The organism is Mesorhizobium sp. CNPSo 4689 (assembly GCF_057784325.1).
Genome location: NZ_JBWLUZ010000032.1, coordinates 38,201 through 57,138, shown reverse-complemented (window position 1 = coordinate 57,138; position 18,938 = coordinate 38,201). Strand labels below are relative to the sequence as shown.

The 18,938-nt window shown below is 65.4% G+C and carries 16 protein-coding genes and 1 pseudogene; 4 read left to right on the top strand and 13 right to left on the bottom strand.

What is annotated here, in order from left to right:
* Positions 1–191: 191 nt before the first annotated feature.
* Together AC04SI_RS27295 and leuD are read right to left on the bottom strand one after the other, a co-directional pair.
* Positions 192–1,127 carry an Ivy family c-type lysozyme inhibitor gene (locus tag AC04SI_RS27295; RefSeq protein WP_404283423.1) on the bottom strand — a complete coding sequence of 312 codons (936 nt, stop codon included), beginning with the start codon at positions 1,125–1,127 and terminating at the stop codon, positions 192–194.
* Between the two features lie 62 nt (positions 1,128–1,189).
* On the bottom strand, positions 1,190–1,795 hold the full coding sequence (gene leuD / locus AC04SI_RS27290) for a 3-isopropylmalate dehydratase small subunit (RefSeq protein ID WP_404283425.1): 606 nt from the start codon (positions 1,793–1,795) through the stop codon (positions 1,190–1,192).
* 164 nt (positions 1,796–1,959) lie between these two features.
* Here leuD and AC04SI_RS27285 point away from each other — a divergent pair, with 164 nt between their 5' ends.
* Entirely contained in the window at positions 1,960–2,385 is a 426-nt protein-coding gene (locus tag AC04SI_RS27285) for a GNAT family N-acetyltransferase (protein WP_404283427.1), read from the top strand.
* Between the two features lie 284 nt (positions 2,386–2,669).
* Here the strand turns inward: AC04SI_RS27285 and AC04SI_RS27280 are convergent, their stop codons facing one another.
* The 4 genes and pseudogenes from AC04SI_RS27280 to AC04SI_RS27265 form a co-directional block, all read right to left on the bottom strand.
* A complete protein-coding gene (locus AC04SI_RS27280) occupies positions 2,670–3,836 on the bottom strand; it encodes an NAD(P)/FAD-dependent oxidoreductase (RefSeq protein ID WP_404283428.1) in 1,167 nt (388 codons plus the stop codon).
* Positions 3,837–3,865: 29 nt separating this feature from the next.
* Positions 3,866–5,379: pseudogene (locus AC04SI_RS27275) on the bottom strand (sensor histidine kinase).
* A gap of 59 nt (positions 5,380–5,438) precedes the next feature.
* Positions 5,439–6,131, bottom strand: coding sequence for a response regulator (locus AC04SI_RS27270; protein ID WP_404283429.1), 693 nt, complete (start codon positions 6,129–6,131; stop codon positions 5,439–5,441).
* Between the two features lie 3 nt (positions 6,132–6,134).
* Positions 6,135–7,667: a DUF4153 domain-containing protein gene (locus AC04SI_RS27265; RefSeq protein ID WP_404283441.1), complete on the bottom strand. Its 1,533-nt coding sequence runs from the start codon at positions 7,665–7,667 to the stop codon at positions 6,135–6,137.
* A gap of 572 nt (positions 7,668–8,239) precedes the next feature.
* On the opposite strand from AC04SI_RS27265, the gene AC04SI_RS27260 reads away from it, so the two are divergent.
* Together AC04SI_RS27260 and AC04SI_RS27255 are read left to right on the top strand one after the other, a co-directional pair.
* Positions 8,240–9,118 (top strand): HpcH/HpaI aldolase/citrate lyase family protein, encoded by an 879-nt coding sequence (locus AC04SI_RS27260; protein ID WP_404283430.1) that lies wholly within the window; start codon positions 8,240–8,242, stop codon positions 9,116–9,118.
* Positions 9,119–9,166: 48 nt separating this feature from the next.
* Positions 9,167–9,373, top strand: coding sequence for a DUF1737 domain-containing protein (locus AC04SI_RS27255; protein ID WP_006202732.1), 207 nt, complete (start codon positions 9,167–9,169; stop codon positions 9,371–9,373).
* Positions 9,374–9,473: 100 nt separating this feature from the next.
* Here AC04SI_RS27255 and AC04SI_RS27250 read toward each other — a convergent pair whose 3' ends face one another.
* The 4 genes from AC04SI_RS27250 to AC04SI_RS27235 form a co-directional block, all read right to left on the bottom strand.
* Complete coding sequence (locus AC04SI_RS27250; protein ID WP_404283432.1) at positions 9,474–12,827, bottom strand: error-prone DNA polymerase; 3,354 nt, start codon at positions 12,825–12,827, stop codon at positions 9,474–9,476.
* On the bottom strand, positions 12,824–14,293 hold the full coding sequence (locus AC04SI_RS27245; RefSeq protein WP_404283442.1) for a DUF6504 family protein: 1,470 nt from the start codon (positions 14,291–14,293) through the stop codon (positions 12,824–12,826). Before AC04SI_RS27245 ends, AC04SI_RS27250 begins: the two co-directional genes overlap by 4 nt.
* Positions 14,235–15,269: an ImuA family protein gene (locus AC04SI_RS27240; protein ID WP_404283434.1), complete on the bottom strand. Its 1,035-nt coding sequence runs from the start codon at positions 15,267–15,269 to the stop codon at positions 14,235–14,237. Before AC04SI_RS27240 ends, AC04SI_RS27245 begins: the two co-directional genes overlap by 59 nt.
* 109 nt (positions 15,270–15,378) lie before the next feature.
* Positions 15,379–16,011 (bottom strand): LysE family translocator, encoded by a 633-nt coding sequence (locus AC04SI_RS27235; RefSeq protein WP_404283818.1) that lies wholly within the window; start codon positions 16,009–16,011, stop codon positions 15,379–15,381.
* Between the two features lie 134 nt (positions 16,012–16,145).
* Here AC04SI_RS27235 and AC04SI_RS27230 point away from each other — a divergent pair, with 134 nt between their 5' ends.
* Complete coding sequence (locus tag AC04SI_RS27230; protein ID WP_404283819.1) at positions 16,146–16,568, top strand: metallopeptidase family protein; 423 nt, start codon at positions 16,146–16,148, stop codon at positions 16,566–16,568.
* Positions 16,569–16,614: 46 nt separating this feature from the next.
* Here AC04SI_RS27230 and AC04SI_RS27225 read toward each other — a convergent pair whose 3' ends face one another.
* From AC04SI_RS27225 to trxA, 3 genes are all read right to left on the bottom strand, one after another.
* On the bottom strand, positions 16,615–16,857 hold the full coding sequence (locus AC04SI_RS27225) for a Trm112 family protein (RefSeq protein WP_404283821.1): 243 nt from the start codon (positions 16,855–16,857) through the stop codon (positions 16,615–16,617).
* Between the two features lie 173 nt (positions 16,858–17,030).
* On the bottom strand, positions 17,031–17,702 hold the full coding sequence (locus AC04SI_RS27220; RefSeq protein WP_404283823.1) for an LON peptidase substrate-binding domain-containing protein: 672 nt from the start codon (positions 17,700–17,702) through the stop codon (positions 17,031–17,033).
* Between the two features lie 181 nt (positions 17,703–17,883).
* Positions 17,884–18,876, bottom strand: coding sequence for a thioredoxin (gene trxA / locus AC04SI_RS27215; RefSeq protein WP_404283824.1), 993 nt, complete (start codon positions 18,874–18,876; stop codon positions 17,884–17,886).
* Positions 18,877–18,938 lie beyond the last annotated feature (62 nt).

Below are 18,938 nucleotides of genomic sequence, written 5' to 3'. Positions count from 1 at the left end.
AGCCCCGTGCAACTGTTCAGGTTGATGGTTCATTGGTGGGAAGGGGCCGAGCCATGCCGCGGCCTGTCCCAACAGGGACGACCAGGATCCTCTCGGCCTCCTTCCCACCTCAAACATAGCACTGAACGAACACACAGGATCCTCGGGTCAAGCCCGAGGATGACGAAAGGTATGCTCGCCGCACGAAGCGCCTAATTCCCCGACCCCAGCGCCTTGTCCAGCGCTTCCTTCACATCGGCCGGCCACGTCGTCACCGCCGGCCAGGCGTCCGGCTCGGGCTTGTCGCCGCGGCGGGCGAAATAGAGTGTGTGCTTGGCCGGGTCGACCGCCATGAACCCGTCATTGCCGCCGCAATCATGCGGCACGCAGCCGCTGGCGTAGAAGGCGCCGGACGCCGTCTTTTCAGTGCCGCCGCCGACCAAAAGGCTGGTCGCCATGTCGGGCATGTCCTTGCCGAGCAGCGTCTCGGCCGCCTTGTAGACGGCCTCATTGTGGAAGGCGTCGATGATGTTCTGGTATTTGGCCGGATCGACATCTTTCCAGTCGGTGCCGGGTTCCGGCATATAGCTCAGATTGCCCGAGGTGGTCAGCCCGTCCGTGGGCGACCATTGCAGCGCAGGCTTCGATTCGCCGGGCAGGAGATAGGGCACGAAATAGATGGCGTTGTCCGACACGGCGGCCGGCGGCGCGCCGCATTCGGCCTGTTCGACCGTGGTGGTCTGGACTGTGCCGCCTTCCGGCTTCCACACGATCACCTTGGCCGGGCCGCACTGGTTACCGCCGTCGCCGACATCGACCAGCACCACGTTGATGCCGCCGACCTTGACGACCTTGTCGAAGAACACATCGTAATTGCTGGCCAGCTGCTTGCCGTCATAGGCCAGCACCTTTTCGCCGTCCTGCTCCGGCTGGGTGATGGTCAGCTGCCCGCCCTCGAACGGGAACGGCCCCTGGCTGTCATCGTCGGTTAGGGCCGCATTGGCGGTGCTCGAGGCGCCCTGGTCGGCGGCCCCGCCGGACGGATCGTCAGCCGGCACGAGCACCATGTCGGTCTGTGCATGCGCGCCAGCCACCGGCATCAGCGTCCACGCCAGCGCCCAGGCGCCGGCAAGAAGCGAACGTGTCATGACTGTCCCTCCGCCACGAACCCGGCTTGTGGCGGCCGGGCTATGCGCTCAGATCCGGCCGTTCAGGCCCAGGGGCGCTGCTCGGCGTTCTTCTTTTCGAACGAGTCGATGGCGCCGGCCTTCTCCATGGTCAGGCCGATGTCGTCGAGCCCGTTGAGCAGGCAGTGGCGCTTGAAGTCGTCGAGGTCGAAGGTGACCACGCCGCCATCCGGGCCGCGGATCTCCTTGGCCTCGAGGTCGACCGACAGCGTCGCATTGGAGCCGCGCGAGGCGTCGTCCATCAGCTTCTCCAAATCTTCCGGGCTGACGGTGATCGGCAAAATGCCGTTCTTGAAGCAGTTGTTGTAGAAAATGTCGGCGAACGAGGTCGAGATGACGCAGCGGATGCCGAAATCGAGCAGCGCCCACGGCGCGTGCTCGCGGCTCGATCCGCAGCCGAAATTGTCGCCGGCGACCAGGATCTGCGCCTTGCGATAGGCCGGCTTGTTGAGCACGAAGTCCGGGTTTTCCGAGCCGTCGTCCTTGTAGCGCATCTCGGCGAACAGGCCGCTGCCGAGCCCGGTGCGCTTAATCGTCTTGAGATAATCCTTGGGGATGATCATGTCGGTGTCGACATTGACGATCGGCATCGGAGCGGCAACGCCGGTGAGCTTGGTGAATTTTTCCATGGGTCTGCCCGTCTTCTTTTCGTTGCGGGGGATTTGCTGGCGCCCGGTTTACACAAAGCCGCGGGCAAATAAAAGGCAGCTGTTTGCGCCCGCTCTTGGCCGTCGATCACAAGATCGGCACGCAAGGCTTCAAAACCGGCCGCCCGTGGTGCACCTTTGGCGGCATGAAAACAGCTTCAAAGGTCCTCTACGTCAGCGAGCCGACGCTCGACATTGCCGAGTTCCGCCGTGTGCTGGTCGAATCCGGCCTCGGCGAAACGCGCCCCGTCGATGACGAAGCCCGGTTGAAGAAAATGCTTTCGAGCGCAAACCTAGTGCTGACGGCGCGTCTCGATGTCGAGGGCAAGCCGTTGCTTGGCGTTGCCCGCGCCATGACAGACTTTGCCTGGGTCTGCTACATTTCCGAACTCGCCGTCTCCCAATCGGCGCAGGGGTTGGGCATCGGCAAGGGCCTTATGGACGAGGCGCGCCGGCAGCTCGGACCATCCGTCGCCATCAGCCTGATCTCGATGCCCGACGCCGTCGGCTTCTATGAGCGCATTGGCATGAAGCGCATGGCCGACGCCTTCTGGTTCGGCCGCAAGGGCTGACGCTTTCAGCGGACGCAATCGCCCCTCCTGCGGCACGCGGCTCACCATCTGCCATGGCGGCTTCGTCCGGGCGGCGGCTTAGAGCAGCGTCTTCCCTTCTCCCCTTGTGGGGTCCGAAGGACGGGGTGAGACCCGTGGCTCGCCCAAGGGCGGTGGCCTCGCGAAGCGAGGTCGGATGAGGGGTGCTCCAGCTTGGCAATGACGGCGATCCGTCCAACGTTCCTCAACCGTCTCGGCGCTGCGCGCCGATCCACCTTCTCCCACAAGGGGAGAAGGAAGAAGCCTCAAATCACATTCAATTCCCGAAACGCCCGCCCCTCCGCCACCCTTCCATAGCCAAACGCCAAGCAATCCACCGTCCTGTACCGGCCATGCACGATCAGCTCGGCCAGTGCCTTGCCGACAGCCGGCGCCTGCTGCAGGCCGTGGCCCGAAAATCCGTTGGCGAAGAGAAAATTGCCGACTTCCGGATGCGGGCCGATCACCGCGTTCTGGTCGAGCGTGTTGTAATCGTAGTGCCCGGCCCAGGCGCGCGTTGGCTTGATTGCCTCGAAGGCCGGGATACGCGTCGCCAGCACCGGCCAGATCACCTCTTCGAACAAGGGCCAGTTGACCTCGAAATCCTTGGGATCAGGAGCATCATCGCCTTCCTCCGGCTCGGCGCCGCCGGTGAGATAGACCGAGCCTTCGGGTCGCACATAGATGCCGCTCGGGTCGACCAGCAGCGGCATGTCGGCATATTTCTCGCGCGCCTCGAACACGAACACATTGCGCTTGCGTGGCTCGACCGGCAGCACCAGCCCGGCAAAAGCAGCGACCTTGCCGGCATTCGGACCGGCGGCGTTGACGACGATGCCGGCGTCCAGCGTCTCGCCATTGTCGAGGCTGACGCCCGTCACGCGGTTGCCCTGCCGCGCGATGCCGGTGACATTGGCGGTGATGAAATCGATCTTCTTGTCGCGCAGTGCCTTGCGGAACAGCATCAGCAATGCATGCGCGTCGAACCAGCCCTCGCCGGTGCGGCCATAGGCGCCGGCGGTGATGCCTTCGGCCGACAGCCAGGGGAAGCGGCGCGTAAGCTGGTCTGCATCCTCGAGCAGGATGTCGGCGCCCTCGGCGATCTGAGCATCATAGTTTGCTTTGAGGGTCGGCAGGCCGTTTTCGCCGGCCAGAATGAGATAGCCACCCTCGCGGAAACCGATGTCGGCATCAGTGCCGAAAGTCTCCTTCAGCCGCCGGAATAGTTTCAGCGTGAATTGCGACAGGCGGATGTTTTCCGGGATGGAAAATTGCTGGCGGATCGAGGCCATGGACAGCGTCGTCGCCGCATGGGCGAATTGCGGGTCGCGCTCGACCAGCGCGATCGAGCCGGAAAACCCTTCCTCGCGCAGATAGTAGGCAACCGAGGAACCGACGATGGCTCCGCCGATGATGACGATGTCGTAGCGCACTTTTTTCTCCGATCCGCCGCCCGCAACCTTCACGCAACCGGCAAAATGATCTCGAAGCGCGTGCCGCGCCCGGAGTCAACCAGCCGGATCGTGCCATCATGCGCTTTCAGGAGGGCCAGCACGATGCCAAGCCCCATGCCGGTGCCGCCAGACTCGCGGCGCGTGGTGAAGAACGGCTCGAAGATTTTGGTCCGGTTGCTCGGCGAAATGCCGGCGCCGTCATCGCTGACACGGATCGTCGCCTTGCCGTCCGTGCTGGTCGCCGAGAGCGAAACCGCCGTGGCGCCGTGCCGCGCCGAATTGTCGATGAGATTGGCAAGCACGATGGCCGCGTTTTCGCCGGAGATGCTGAGGCCGATGTCGCCGCCCGCTTCGACGCGAACCACCAGCCTGTTTTCGGCCGGCAGCAGCGCAAGGGCTGCACCAATCGAGGTGGTATCGCCGCTGGGTGCAAGGTTTTCGGCGCGCGCCAGGTCGAGCAGGCGGCGCACCAGCAGATTGAGCCGCCCGGCATCGGTGACGATGTTGTTGGAAAACCGCCGCCGCTCGGCCTCGTCCATCGCCGAACCGGAATCGCGCAAAAGCTCCGCTGCGCCCTGGATCGCCGTCAGCGGCGATTTCAGCTCATGCGAGACATGGGTGGCAAAGGTCTGGATGCTGTCGGAGCGCGCCTGCAGCTTCTCGGCCATGTCTAGGAAGGCCGTGGAAAGCGCGGCCATTTCGCGCGTACCGTGGTGGTCGAGCGGCCGCATCGCGGTGCGGTCGCCGGCGGCAATGCGCTTTGTCCGCTCGATCAGCCCGTAGATCGGCCGGCTGACGGTGCGCAGGAAGACCAGCCCGATCAGCAGCGTGCCGCCGAGAATGGCGATGGCCGCCAACGTCACCTTGCCGCGCTCGCCATAGAGATGCTTGACGTGTTCGGCGTTCGCGACAGATAGACCACGCCCGCGACCTTGCCGTCGACGGCGACCGGCATGGCGACGAAGACGCGCACCTTGGTGCCGCGGCTGACCGAATAGAGCGGTGGCGCCGGCTCCTCGGGGATCCGCAGCCTGAGCGCGCTGGCGTAGCGGCCGGCGAGCGCCTCACGCACCTCCCCGACCCCGCCAAGCGACAGCCCGACCTCTTCGCGCCCGGCAATGACCACACCCCCGGGGTCGAGCAGCCGGAAGCCGGCCAGCGTCGTTTTCTGCGTTTGCGTAAGGATGCCTGACAGGCGCGCGCCGATTGCCGCGAAGGCCGGATCAGCATTGGCGGCGATGGCAGCGGGCCGGGTTGGAAGAACAGTGTCCGAAGCGAGGTCGAGGGTCGGCTCAATTGGTCGGTATGATGTATCGGCTTCGTCGCTCCGGCTCTCAGCGTCGTTTCCCGACGGCGGCATCGGCACTCCGAGTTTCTCAAAAGGAATGCCGGCCTCGCGCACGTCCTGCGCATAGATGGCGGCAAGCACGGCGCCTTGCGCGATGAGCTCCGCCTCGGTCTGGCGGATCAGCTGGTTCTCATAGAGCCGGAAGAAGAACAGGCCGACCAGCGGCAGCGCCATCACCACGACCAAAATGGCAATGACGACCGTGGCTAGGCGCGGCCGCCATTTGTCGGAGGTCACGCGCCGCACCGGCCGAGCCGGAAGCCGACGCCATGCACGGTCTCGATTGCGTCGGCGCAGCCGGCCGCCGCCAGCTTGGCGCGGATGTTGCGGATATGACTGTCGACGGTGCGGCCGGCGACATGGATGTTGGCGGCATAGGCGCTGGCCATCACCGCCTCGCGGGCAAGCACATGCGAGGGCCGGGCAAGAAACCCTCTGAGGATCGCGAACTCGATACCCGTCAGCGCCAATGCCTTGCCGTCGAAGCTGGCGCTATGGCTGGCCGGCACCAGCACCAGCCTGCCATGCGAGAATTGCCGCTCGTCGCTCTCGGCCGGCGCGGAACGGGCGCGGCGCAGGATGACGTTGACCCGCGCCACCAGCTCACGCGGGCTGAACGGCTTGGTGACATAATCGTCGCCGCCCATCTCCAGCCCGAGGATGCGGTCGATCTCTTCATCCCGCGCCGACAGGAACAGCACCGGCACGTCGGAATGTTGCCTGAGCCGCCGGCAGACCTCCAGCCCGTCCATCTCCGGCATGCCGATGTCGAGCACGACGAGATCGGGTGCGCGCCGTTCGATCGCCTGCAGGGCGGCGGCGCCGTCGGATACCGAAACCGTCTTCATCCCCGCCTTTTCCAGCGCGAAGCAGATGATCTCGCGGATGTGCGGATCGTCGTCGGCGACGAGGATGTTATGCGGCATCGATCAGCGGCTCGGCACGTAGGGTTCAGAAACGGCGGGATTTGCGAGAACGCCGTTCCTGTCGAGATAGCGCAGAAGCCGCCAGTCGCGAAAGCTCCAGGCGCGCCAGTTTCTCTGTATGGTGCGATAGTGGGCCTCGGTCATCGCGTCGACGCCGTCGCGGCGGTCGGCGAGGAACACCTTCTGTTGATGGTCGAAAAAGCGATCGAGGGCCGGCAGGGCGCTGGGGCCAAGCGAGCGCACATACCAGAGATCGAGGCTGGTGCCGGGGCCGTTCATTTCGTAGGAATGGTCGACATTGTAGTTGGCAATCAGCGCGGCGAAGTTGATGTACGAGCAGGCATAAAGCGTCGCCGATAACGTCAGAAGATTGGCGGACAGCAGCCACTCGCTGGATTTTCCGAGTGCGATACGGGCGATGATCAGCGCCAGGCCCGCAGCCACCAGCCCCATCCAGACAAAGGCGGCGATGCGCAGATAGGTCAGCGCGTAGATGCCGACATAGAGGTCGAGCCGCAGGATCGAAGAAATGACCAGCACGATGTTCTGCGCCACCCAGGCATAGACCAGACCACGGATCAGCGGATCCCCGGACGTTTCGCTGCCCGGCCGCAGCGCCGCCAGCACGAAGCCCGCGGCAAGCAGCGCGGTCACGATCAAGGGATAGGCGCCGCGATGCGCATAGGCGGCGTAGGTCAGCCCGTCGGGGAGGGCGACGCCGCCCCAGAGATAGGTGGCGTCGAGCGCGGTCTGCATCGCAAACAGGATGTTGAACACGATCAGCGCGCGCAGGATCGCGGCCTTGCCGAAGACGATGTCCTCGATCGTGGTGACGGCCTTTGTCGGCGGCGTCGCAACGGGAGGCACGGTCAGCGCCAAACGCGGCAGGCGACGAAGAATGCGCGGCAGGCGGGGGCGCAGAAAGGCCCAGACACCGGCAAGCACCAGCAGCCAGAAGACCAGCCGTGCCAGCTGGATAAGATCGAGCAGCGCGAACAGGTCGATCAGCGTGAACCAGTATTCGATGACTGGGTTGGCTGCGCCGAACAGGGCCAGGAACACCGCGCCGAGCGCCAGCGGCATCACCCAGACGGCGATGGCCGCCAGCCGGATGCGGCGCCGGCCAAGTCGCCGCGCCGCCTTGCGCCAGCGGAAGAAGTCGCGAATGAGCCGGAACGGCGCGGCGAGCAGGAAGACCGAGAGCTGGCTGGCGATGCGGGCAAGGCTGGAACGCAGCCGTCCGGCAAGCGAAAGCGCGAACACCGCCAGGGCCACAAGAGCGATCGAGACGGACAAGGGGCTGACGTTCTCGACCAGCGGCAGCAGCGCGACGAGCAGGGCGGCGGGCTTGAGCCAGAGCCTGGCGTCGCTGAAGGCCGAAGGATGCACGGCCACGATCGCACCGGCGATCAGGATGGCGAACAGCAAGAAATTGATGCCTGTGGGCTGGCCGTAGAACAGGAAATCCGCCAGCGCGACCAGCAGCACGGCGATGCCGAAGCGGCTGCAGTAACTTGGAGCGAAGAATGCCGTCATGAGCGGATGGTCCTCGCTTGTGTCGCGCGGCCGGCATAGCGCGGCGGCGATCTCGGGACGAAGGGCAGCAGGCACGCCGTCGGGCGAACCTTTGGCGGATCGACGAGCCACCAGCCTTCGCTGCGCAGCCGGTAAGGCAGGGACCAACGGAGTTTTGTTCGCTCTTGCATGCCGCCTGTCTCGCAGGCCGGCAGGGAAGAGACGCGGCGGATTGGAGGAGGTTTTCCGCAATTGCGTGCAGTTTTCGTGCAGGGTCAGGCAATTGCTTCGGTTTGATGCTGCCCCTCGCTCTTCCCGGAATGTTTGCGCTGCCCCTCACCTGCCTGCCGGCATCCTCTCCCCGTATAGTGGCGGGGAGAGGGACGCTGTCATCCGCGGTTTCGCCAATCACCGGCGTCGCAGAAATCGGGCCGGCGCCTGGGCAAGCCCCCTTCTCCCCGTCTAGACGGGGAGAAGTGCCCGGCAGGGCGATGAGGGGCGGCGCCGACTTCGACGATTGGTCCCGTCTCCCAGCTCGTCAGCCATTGCCCTGAGTGCTTGCCTCAGCCTTCCGCAGACGGCATAGATCGAGGATGAATGAAACCTACCGCCCGCGCCGCTCGGTGCTTTACATCCCCGGCTCGAACGACAAGGCGCTGGCCAAGATCGCTTCGCTTGCCTGCGACGCCATCATCATCGACCTCGAAGACGCCGTGGCGCCCGCCGACAAGCTTGCGGCACGGGAAAAGCTGGCGGGCATCCTTGCCAGTCGCCCGAACCGGCGCTGCGAGATGATCGTGCGGGTCAATGCGCTGTCCAGCGAATGGGGCCTCGACGATGTGCTGGCGGCGGCGAAGGTCGAGGCCGACGGCATCCTCTTGCCCAAGGTCGTCAGGCCGCGCGACATCCTCGAGGCCGGCGACGTGCTTGACGACAATTTCGCCCCGGATACGGTCAAGATCTGGGCGATGATCGAGACGCCGAAGGCCTTGCTCAACATCGGCGCGATAGCCGAACTGGGCCGTGACCCGGCCTCGCGGCTCGCTTGTTTCGTTGCCGGAACGAATGATCTGATCAAGGAAACCGGCATCCTGGCCACGCCGGACCGGCGCTATCTCATGCCCTGGCTGATGCAGATGGTGCTGGCCGCGCGCGCCGGTGGTCTCGATATTCTCGACGGCGTCACCAATGATTTTCGCGATTTGGATGCCCTGGCGCGCGAATGCGCGGAAGCCGCCGCCATGGGGTTCGACGGCAAGTCGCTCATCCACCCGGCCCAGATCGAAGCCGCCAACCGTGCCTTTGCGCCGTCACCCGAAGCCGTGGCCGCGGCCCGCGCGGTAAAAGAGGCCTTCGCGCTTGCCGAAAATGCCGGCAAGGGGGTGATCGCGCTGAACGGCAAAATGGTCGAGCGGCTGCATCTGGCGCAGGCCGAAGAACTGCTGGCGAAGGCGGCGGCCATCGGCGCATGATGCCCGCGTAGAGCGCGGGCCATAGGTACTCACGACAGGAACTGAAACATGAAACTCTACCGCTTTCTGTCCGCTCCGGACGACAACACCTTCTGCCACAAGGTGACGGCGGCGTTGAACAAGGGCTGGCACCTGTTCGGCTCGCCGACCTATGCCTACGACAAGAAGACCAAGACCATGCGTTGCGGCCAGGCGGTGGTGAAGGACGTCGATGGCCAGGAATACGGGCCCGACACCAAGCTCAGCGACTGGTAGTCGCTGAGGCGCTCAACATTCGTCATCCTAGGGCGCAGCAGTCGCGAAGCGACGTCGCGGAGGCCCAGGATGACGACGGGATAAGGCGCGCCGCCACGCTCTACTGAAAATTCCGCCCCTTGGGCATGACGCTTTCCGCCTTGCCCGACAAGGTTGCGATGTCCTGTCCGGCCGGCATGTTGCGCGTAGCGGGCGGGCTGGAGCGATCCGGATGCACCGGTCTCGCCGGGTCACTCTTCGGATCGGAGCCTGGTTGGCCAGCAGCCTCCTCCAGCAACGCCGACAGCCAGGGCGTCAGATCCTCGACCTTCTCCGCGACGATATGGATGACACCTGATTCCGACTGCAGCTTGCCGGTGACGCGGATGAAGCGTGCGCCCATGACGATGGGCCGGAAGCGGGTGAAGGTCCTTTCCCAGAAGATGATGTTGGCGACCGAATGCTCGTCCTCCAGCGTCAGGAAAATGGCGTTGCCCTTGCCGGGGCGCTGACGCACCAGGACGAGGCCGGCGACGGACACCCGCCTGCCATCCCGGACGGACGGGAGGCGCGCATTCGGCGTGACGCCGGCGCGGTCCAGCCGCTGGCGCAGGAAGGCCACCGGATGCGCCTTAAGCGACAGGCCGAGCGAGCGGTAATCATGGATGACATGCTCGCCGAGCGGCATTGTCGGCAGCCTCGTCTCGGGCTCGAGGTCGCGCAGGCGGATATCCTTCTGGTCGAACAGCGGCAGTTTTTCGGCCGCACTCTTGCCGTCGAGCGCCCGCACTGCCCACAGTGCCGCGCGGCGGTCGAGGCCGATCGAGCGGAAAGCGTCGGCCTGTGCCAGTTTCTCGATCTCGTCGACATCGAGGCCGGAGCGCAGCCAGACATCCCTGACGGTTTCGTAGCCGGAGCCGCGCCGGTCGACGAACTGCTTCATGCGATCCTCCGACAGGCCCTTGATCTGGCGGAAGCCGAGCCGCACGGCATGGTGGGTGCGGATGACGCCGCGCATCTCGACATGGCGCGCGAGGATGCGGGCGGGATCGAAGGCCGCTTCCTCCAAGGCGCAGTCCCAGCCGGACCAGTTGATATCGACGTCGCGAACCTCGACGCCATGGTCGCTTGCGTCGCGGACGAGCTGGGCCGGCTGGTAAAAACCCATTGGCTGGGAATTCAGGATCGCGGCGCAGAACACGTCGGGATAGAAGGTCTTGAACCAGCAGGAGGCGTAGACCAGCAGCGCGAAGGATGCGGCATGGCTTTCGGGAAAGCCATATTCGCCAAAGCCCTCGATCTGCTTGAAACAGCGCTCGGCGAAATCCTTCTGGTAGCCCCTGCCGGCCATGCCGTCGATCATGCGCTGGCGATAATTACCGATCGTGCCAGTGCGCTTGAAGGTGGCCATGGCGCGGCGCAATTCGTCGGCTTCGCCCGGCCGGAAGCCGCCGGCGACGATGGCGATCTTCATCGCCTGCTCCTGGAACAGCGGCACGCCCAGCGTCTTGCCGAGGATCTTCTCCAGTTCCGGCTTCGGATACTCGGGCTTTTCCTTGCCCTGCCGGCGACGCAGATAGGGATGAACCATGTCGCCCTGGATCGGGCCGGGCCGCACGATCGCCACTTCGATGACGAGGTCATAAAAACTCTTCGGCCGAAGGCGCGGCAGCATCGACATCTGGGCGCGCGATTCGATCTGGAAGACGCCGAGCGTGTCGGCGCGGCAGATCATGTCGTAGACGTCCTTGTGCTCGGGCGGGAGAGTGGCCAGCACATAGGGTTGGCCATACCGGTCCCGCGCGTCCGGATAGTGATCAGTGAGCAGGGTGAAGGCGCGCTTCAGGCAGGTCAGCATGCCGAGCGCCAGCACGTCGACCTTGAGGATCTTCACCGCATCAAGGTCGTCCTTGTCCCATTCGACCATCTTGCGCTCCTCCATCGCCGTCTTGACGATGGGCACGATCTCATCGAGCCGGTCCCTGGTGATAACGAAGCCGCCGACATGCTGGGAGAGATGGCGGGGAAAGCCCATGATCTCGTTGGCATGCTCGATCACCTGCCTGGCCAACGGATCGCTGCGGTCGATGCCGCCGGCGCTCGCCTCCTTCTCGCCGAGCTCCGAGGTCGACCAGCCCCAGATCGAGCTGGACAGGGCACTGCGGACATCCTCGGACAGGCCCATGGCCTTGGCGACCTCGCGCAGCGCCGAGCGGCCGCGATAGCTGATGACGGCGGCGGCCAAAGCGGTGCGCTTGGCGCTGTATTTCTCGTAGATATAGGCGATGACTTCGTCACGCCTTTCATGCTCGAAATCGACGTCGATGTCGGGCGGCTCGTTTCTTTCTTCGGAGATGAAACGTTCGAACAGCGTGTCGATGCGGTCCGGCCCGACTTCGGTGATGCCGATGCAGAAGCAGACGATGGAATTGGCGGCGGAGCCGCGACCCTGGCAGAGGATATGCTGGTTGCGGGCGAATTTGACGATGTCGTGGACGGTCAAGAAGTAGCGCGCGTAATTCAGCCGCTCGATCAGGGCGAGCTCTTCCTCGATGCGCTGCGTCACGGAAGCAGGGACGCCCGCCGGGTAGCGCGTGGCGGCCCCCTCCCTGGCCAATCGTTCGAGCTCGGCCTGCGGCCCAAGACCCGATTCCGTCGGCTCGTCGGGATAGTTGTATTGGAGGTCACTCAGCGAGAAGCTCAGCTCCCCGGCAAAGCGCAGCGTTTCCGCCAGCGCCTGCGGATGCCTGCGAAAGAGCCGGGCCATCTCCAGCGGCGGCTTCAGATGGCGCTCGGCATTGGCCGTCAATTCCAGCCCGACTTCGGCGACGGGTGTATTGAGGCGGATCGCCGTCAGCACGTCCTGCAGCGAGCGGCGTTCGGCGCTATGGTAGAGAACATCGTTGGTCGCCATCAGTGGCACGCCGGTCATGTCAGCCATCGCCGCAGCCTGCTCGATGCGGAAGCGGTCATTGCCACGATAATCCGGCGCAACGGCCAACCGAAATGCCTTGCCGAACCTATCCTTGAGCCGGCTAATCAAGGCAAGGCCGTCTTCGGCACCGGCCTGCAGGTCGGGCAGGATCGCCAGCGACATGAGGTCGCCCCATTCGAGAAGATCGCTTAGGCTGAGCAGCGTCGCGCCCTTCTCGTTTTCGTCGCGCAGATTGGCCTGCGTCAGCATGCGGCACAGATGCCCCCAGCCCTTGCGGTCCTGCGGATAGGCGAGGATGTCCGGCGTGCCGTCGCCAAAGACCAGGCGACAGCCGGGATGATAGGCAAGGCCTTCGACCTTGGCCTGCTGCCAGGCACGCACGACGCCGGCTACCGTGTTGCGGTCGGCCAGCCCGATCGCGGAGAAGCCGAGGTACTTTGCCGCCACCACCAGTTCCTCCGGCTTCGAGGCGCCGCGCAGGAAGGAGAAATTCGACTGGATGCCGAACTCGGCATAGGGGATGGCGGCCAGCGCATTCATGCGAAAACCCCGTGCATGAACCAGCGCGGCGGCACCTCGGAAGCGCCGTAGAGGCCCTGGCGGTAGAGCCAGTAGCGGCGGCCGTCGCTGTCCTCGATGCGGAAATAATCGCGGGTCGGCGCCTCTTCCTCGCCGGGCTGCCGGCGCCACCATTCCGGCGCGATGCGCTCCGGCCCTTCGGCGCGCGCGACGCGATAGAGCGCGCGCCGCCAGCGAAAATTCATCGGCGGTCCCTCCGGCATTTCGGTGGCCGGCACCTCGATCGGCTCGGGCGAACGGAACAGCCGGATCGGCCGCTCCGGCGGGAAGACGGTCGCCGGCGGGGTGTTACGCTGTCTCGGCGGTGCGCGCCTTTGCGGCGCTTCCGAAAAGGGGACGGTGGTGACGGCGCGCTCCGGCAGATGGCTCTCGACGACGACCGGCCTCAGCACCGCGGCTTCGCCAAGGCGGGCGCGGATGCGGTCGGCGAACAGCGCGATGTCGGCGTCGCTATCCTGCGCCTCGCCGGCAAGGTCGGCCTGCTGCATGTCGAAGGCGGCGGCCGACAGCACCGAGAGGCGCACCAGGTCGAAGCCGTAACCGGCATCGATGTCCTGCTCCAGCGCGGCAAGCCTTTCGTGGAACAGTTTTTGGATCAGCACGGGCTCGCGCAGGGGACGCGAGGTGCCGACAGCAATGCGGCTGACGGCGCCGTCGACGCGGAACAGCAGCAGCGCCAGCATCCTGGCGCCCTCGCCACGGCGTTCGAGATCGCTCTTCAGCGCCCGCGCCAAGAGGCCCACCAGCCGTTCTATATCGGCGGTCAGCATGACGGGTTCGGAGAGGTGGCGTTCGACCGACAGCGGCGCCACCGGCAGGCGCGGCGACACCGCCTCGTCGAGGCGGCCAAGCGCCTGGTCGAGGCGCAACAGCAGCGTGGCGCCGAAGCGGCGGGCAAGCGGCGCGCGCGGGGCCGCCATCACCGCGCCCGCCGTGCGCAGGCCGACGCTTTCCAGGCTGGCGCGGATCTCGGGTTCGATGCGAAGTGCTGCCAGCGGCAGGGGTGCGAGAAGCTCTTCCTCCTCGCCGCCAGCAACGATGCGGTCGCCGCAAAAGCGCGCCGCCGCCCAGGCGGCACCGGGCGTCGCGGCCAGCCCGGCGCGGACGTCAAAACCCTGATGGAAAAAGCGCGTGAGAATCTCGTCCAGCATCGTGCGTTCGCCGCCGAACAGATGGGTGCAGCCGGTGACGTCGAGAAACAGGCCGTCGGCGCCGTCGATCGCCACCAGCGGCGTGTAGCGGTCGCACCAGTCGGCGAGGCCTTCGAGCAGGCGGCGGTCGGCCTCCGGATCGGCTTCGACGATGTCGATCGAGGGATGCATGGCGCGCGCATCGGCGATGCCCATGCCGCGCTTCAGGCGCAGCGCCTCAGCCCGCTCGTCGAGGGCTGATATGCGCTGGGCGTTGCGGTCGCGATGGCTGATCACCAGCGGCAAATGATCCGACGGCCGGGAACGCCAGGACCGCCCCAGACGCTGGCGCAGGATGCGTTCGGCGGCCAGATGCGGGAACCACAGCGACAGGATTCGTTGCCCGTTCTCTTTCCTCAAAAGCGTGTTCATCGGGGTTCCACTCCAGTGTGAATTGTCCGGGCAGAGCGGTGCGGCTCTTGCCGATGCTGACGGCGAAGGCGGGGCGGCCGATCGAGCCGGCAAGCGGACCGGCGATGGTGTCGCGGCTGGCCGAGGGTGCGGCCGACACGATGAGGCGCACGGGTGCGGCGGTGGGTTCTGCCTCGCCGGCCTGGCGCAGCAGGAAGACCGGCCGGCCGGCGTTTTGCGCCCGCGCGTGCAGACGCCTTGTCGCGGTGAGATCGAGCCGCTGCGGGCTGCCGCGGATTTCGAGGATGACGGCGGCCAGCGCCGTCATCCGGGCGGCCTCCTCGGCGATCCACAGCGCATCGACGAGTTTTGGCGCCTCGGAGAACAGAAGCTGTTCCGGTTCGATGCCGAACAGGCCATGCAGCCCCCTGGCATAGGGAAAGCCGGCCTCGCGAAAAATCTCCGATGTGCCGATCCAAAGAACCGGCAAATGCGGCTCTTGCCAGAGGATCAGGCTGGTGAGCGACAGGGCAAAGCCGGCGACAGCCCCGGCGTCGCGGGTTTCCAGCCCATGAATTTCGCTCAGTGCCGCCTTCGGCAGGCCGCCGCTGAGCGCTGTATCGAGACGCTCGACACGGGTACGCAGGAACGCATCCGGCAAAGCTGCGGCAACGCCGCGTCGGAGAATTGTGAGTGCGGGCGTGCGTTCGGGCGCGATACCGGCGCTGACATCGGTGTCAGCGCATGCGCCAGGCTGCGCGCCGGCCGGCGCCGCCAGGCGTTCGGGCAGCGTTCCCTCGATCTTTGCGATCTGGCGGCGCAGGGAAAAAACGGTCTCCCGCGCCACGGCGGTCATCGCCATGACGGTCAACTTTCAGCAGCATTGTTCCTGTTATGTTCCTATAGATTCCAGAGGGCGCTAAAAGAGTCAAGCAGAGTCATGGGGAATTTATTCCTCTGCGATTGCGCGCTTAGCGTTGGCCGCCGAAGGCCAGCCGGGCCGCAAGCCCGGCAAAGACGGTTCCCAGCAGGATCTGAGGCGCCCGCTGAAACCGCGTGCGCTTGGACAGTGCCGCACCGATCCGGCTCGCGGTCAGGATGACCAGGCCATTGACCATCAGCCCGATCAGATTGAGGACGGTCGCCAGCACCAGGATCTGCGCAGCCACCGAACCCGCCTGCGGCTGCACGAACTGCGGAAAAAGCGCCAGCACGAACAGCGCCACCTTCGGATTGAGCAAATTGGTCAGCAATCCCTGCCGGAAGATGCGGGTTTGCGAGTAGCGCGGCAGGCCGGCGACCGGTGTCAGCGCCGTGCCGTCGGCACGGAACGCTTTCCAGGCGAGATAGGCGAGGTAGGCCGCGCCGACATAACGCACGATGTCGTAAGCGATGGGAGCAGCAAGGAACAGCTGCGACAGGCCGAAGGCGGCGGCCAGCGCATGGCAGTATGTCCCGGCGGCGATGCCGATATAGGTTGCCAGGCCCGCCGCGCGCCCCTGGCTGGCGCTGCGGGATGCGATCAACAGCATGTCCGGCCCCGGCGTCGCGGTCAAAGCGAGGCAGGCAATGGCGAAAAGTCCGAGTGTGGAAAGGTCCGGCATGAGAGCTCCTGATCCATGGCCGGAACCGACCCGTACGCGATTCCCCGGCGGTAGCAAAGGATCTGAAATACGAATTGCCGCTCATTTGCCTGGACCGGCGTGAAAGCCTATATGCCGGGATCAAAGGACAAAGCATGGCCCGCATCTACAAGACCCGCACCTGGCACGACCAGCTTTCGCCGTCGATGGAGGAGATGGAGTTCCTGGCGCTGGAGGCCTACGCCCATCTGCCGGAGGAATTCCGCAAGCTGACCGGCGAGATCGTCATCCAGATCGCCGACTTCCCGACCGACGAGATCATGGACGATCTGTCGCTGGAGACGCCGTTCGACCTGCTCGGCCTGTTCGAGGGCCGCGGCATCGCCGAGCGCTGGAACCCGCAGACCGGCGAGGGCCCGAACCGCATCACGCTCTACCGCCGCGCCATCCTCGACTACTGGGCGGAAAACGAGGAGACGCTGGGCGACATCGTCACCCATGTGCTGATCCACGAGATCGGCCACCATTTCGGCCTGTCGGACGACGATATGGAGCGAATCGAAGAGGCGGCCGAATAAAGCCCCGCATCCTTGTCGACATTCGCTGGCTTCCACCCTGTGCGGCTCAGGACGGGCCGCTCAGGCGCGGCGGCGCGGGCGGCAGCACATCATCGGCGGAAATCGTCCGCGCCTCCGAGGGCAGCATGATCGGGATGCCGTCGCGAACCGGATAGGCGAGCTTTGCCACCCTGGAGATCAATTCGCCGCGCTCCGGATCCCAAGCCAGCGGCCCCTTGGTCAGCGGGCAGGCCAGCAGCTCCAGCAGCTTCGGATCGACCTTCTTTTCCTCACGCCCTTCCGCCACCATCGTGTCCCCTTCCCAGCGAGTTGCAGACCCCAGGATGTGTTGAGATTCAGGTCAGGCCGAGTCGAAAATGGTGGCTTCCGAGAACCGGAGCGGAGCGTACCTAAAGTACGTGAGCACCGGAAGCGCAGGAAGCCGCCGTTTGCAGGCCGGCATCACCTGAATATCTGCACATCCTACTGAAGACTGGAGCCAAAGTCCTCGTTCTCGCGCGCCAGCGCCATCTCGGTGATGGCGATCAGCGTTTCGGCGCGCGTCTTCAAATCCGCCGCCTCGAGCAGCGCCTGTTTTTCCGCCGGTCCGTAGGGCGCCATCATCGACAGCGCGTTGACCAGCATGGCGTTTTCGGCGCGGCTGACGCTTTCCCAGTCGGCCTCCAGATCATTGGCCTGCAGATAGGCGCGAAACGCCTTGAGCAGCGACGGCCTGTCGACCTCGCCCCCGACCTTGTCCTCGTCGAGATCAGTCAGAAAGGGGGTGATCCGGCACTGGCGAAACGGCGTCTTGGCGGCGGTTTCATGCGCAATGCGGAAGCGGCACACGCCCTGCAGCGAGATCAGGTAGCGGCCATCGCCACTCTCGGCCAGCGAGATGATGCGCCCGGCGCAGCCGACATTGCACAGCTCCGGCTCGCCGTCGTCGCGCAAGGCGCCATCGAGACTGGGCTGGATGATGCCGATCAGCCGCGATCCGGCGATCGCCTCGTCCACCATCTGCAGATAGCGCGGTTCGAAGATGTTGAGCGGCATACGGCCACCGGGCAGAAGCAGCGCACCGGCAAGCGGAAACACGGGGATCGTCGACGGCAGATCCGCGCCACGCCGGTAGTGCGCATTTCCCACCTGCACGTCAGTCCTCCCTTCGCCTCGGCAGTCCCAGAGCGGTTCACCGTTTCACGGAAACGCAGAACCGCTCTATCCACGCAATTCCGGACGGAAAACCGCTACGCACTTTTCCTGGAATTGCTCTAATCTGGCGCGCCGGCCGCCGGCCGCAAGCCCACCAGGCAAAAACAGCTGGCAAAGCGCCTCAGGAAAACAGCAGCGACGACAGTTTGCGCCGCGCCGCGAGCGTCGCCTCGTCGGTCATGCCCCAGGCTTCGAAGAATTTCAGCAGCTGCGCCTTGGCGCCGTCGTCGTTCCAGGTCCGGTCGGCCTTGATGATCGCCAAAAGATTGTCGGCCGCCTGCGTGCGCTCGCCCTTGGCGTTCTGGATCATGGCGAGGTCGAACCGTGCCTGATGATCGTCCGGATTGGCGGCCAGGCGCCGTTCGAACTCGGCCGGATTGCCGAGCGAGGCCGCCTGCGCGGCCAGCGCCATTTTGGTGCGCAGCGCGGCAAGCGCCGGCGCATCCTTCTTGGCTTCCGGCGCGCGGGCCAGCATGGCTTCCGCGCCTTCCGCATCGCCGGCCTCGAACAAAAGCTCCCCCAGCCCGGCGATCGCCTCGATCGTCTCCGGCGCCTGCTCCAGCACAGCATCATAAATATCGGCCGCGGTCTGGATGTCGCCGGCCTCGCGCGCTTCCGCAGCCGCGGCAAGCGCCTCGGCCACTTGCGGGGCGCCGCCAGCCTTGCCGCCGATCTTCTTGATGAACTCGCCGATCTGGCTCTCGGGAATGGCGCCCATGAAGCCGTCCACGGGCTGGCCGTCCTTGAAGGCGATGACTGCCGGTATCGACTGGATGCCGAGCTGGCCGGCGACCGAGGGGTGCTCGTCGATGTTCATCTTGACCAGCTTGACCGCACCGCCGGCGGCTTTGACCGCCTTTTCCAGCAGCGGCGTCAGCTGCTTGCACGGGCCGCACCAGGGCGCCCAGAAATCGACCAGAACCGGCTGCCTGCGCGATTCCTGGACGACATCTACGGCAAAGCCGGCCGTCGTCGTATCCTTGATGACGTCCGCCGGCGCCTGGCCAAGCGCGGCTTTCGCGCGCTCTGCTTCAGTGCCGCCATATTGCACGGTCGTGGCATACTGGCCGGCATTGCTGCCGAATTGGCCGCCGAACGGATTGTTGTCGCTCATGTCGTCGCCCTTCCGGTCGCGCCGCCCACCAGCGGAGGGACGCAACGTCCTTCCTAGAGATC

Bases quoted from the DNA above. Each gene is read 5' to 3' on its own strand.
- AC04SI_RS27240 (WP_404283434.1), bottom strand. From the start codon at position 15,269: ATGGCGATGACCGCCGTGGCGCGGGAGACCGTTTTTTCCCTGCGCCGC.
- AC04SI_RS27260 (WP_404283430.1), top strand. From the start codon at position 8,240: ATGAATGAAACCTACCGCCCGCGCCGCTCGGTGCTTTACATCCCCGGC.
- leuD (WP_404283425.1), bottom strand. From the start codon at position 1,795: ATGGAAAAATTCACCAAGCTCACCGGCGTTGCCGCTCCGATGCCGATC.
- AC04SI_RS27250 (WP_404283432.1), bottom strand. From the start codon at position 12,827: ATGAATGCGCTGGCCGCCATCCCCTATGCCGAGTTCGGCATCCAGTCG.
- AC04SI_RS27285 (WP_404283427.1), top strand. From the start codon at position 1,960: ATGAAAACAGCTTCAAAGGTCCTCTACGTCAGCGAGCCGACGCTCGAC.
- AC04SI_RS27295 (WP_404283423.1), bottom strand. From the start codon at position 1,127: ATGACACGTTCGCTTCTTGCCGGCGCCTGGGCGCTGGCGTGGACGCTG.
- AC04SI_RS27225 (WP_404283821.1), bottom strand. From the start codon at position 16,857: ATGGTGGCGGAAGGGCGTGAGGAAAAGAAGGTCGATCCGAAGCTGCTG.
- AC04SI_RS27255 (WP_006202732.1), top strand. From the start codon at position 9,167: ATGAAACTCTACCGCTTTCTGTCCGCTCCGGACGACAACACCTTCTGC.
- AC04SI_RS27270 (WP_404283429.1), bottom strand. From the start codon at position 6,131: ATGCCGCATAACATCCTCGTCGCCGACGACGATCCGCACATCCGCGAG.
- trxA (WP_404283824.1), bottom strand. From the start codon at position 18,876: ATGAGCGACAACAATCCGTTCGGCGGCCAATTCGGCAGCAATGCCGGC.
- AC04SI_RS27230 (WP_404283819.1), top strand. From the start codon at position 16,146: ATGGCCCGCATCTACAAGACCCGCACCTGGCACGACCAGCTTTCGCCG.
- AC04SI_RS27265 (WP_404283441.1), bottom strand. From the start codon at position 7,667: ATGACGGCATTCTTCGCTCCAAGTTACTGCAGCCGCTTCGGCATCGCC.
- AC04SI_RS27235 (WP_404283818.1), bottom strand. From the start codon at position 16,011: ATGCCGGACCTTTCCACACTCGGACTTTTCGCCATTGCCTGCCTCGCT.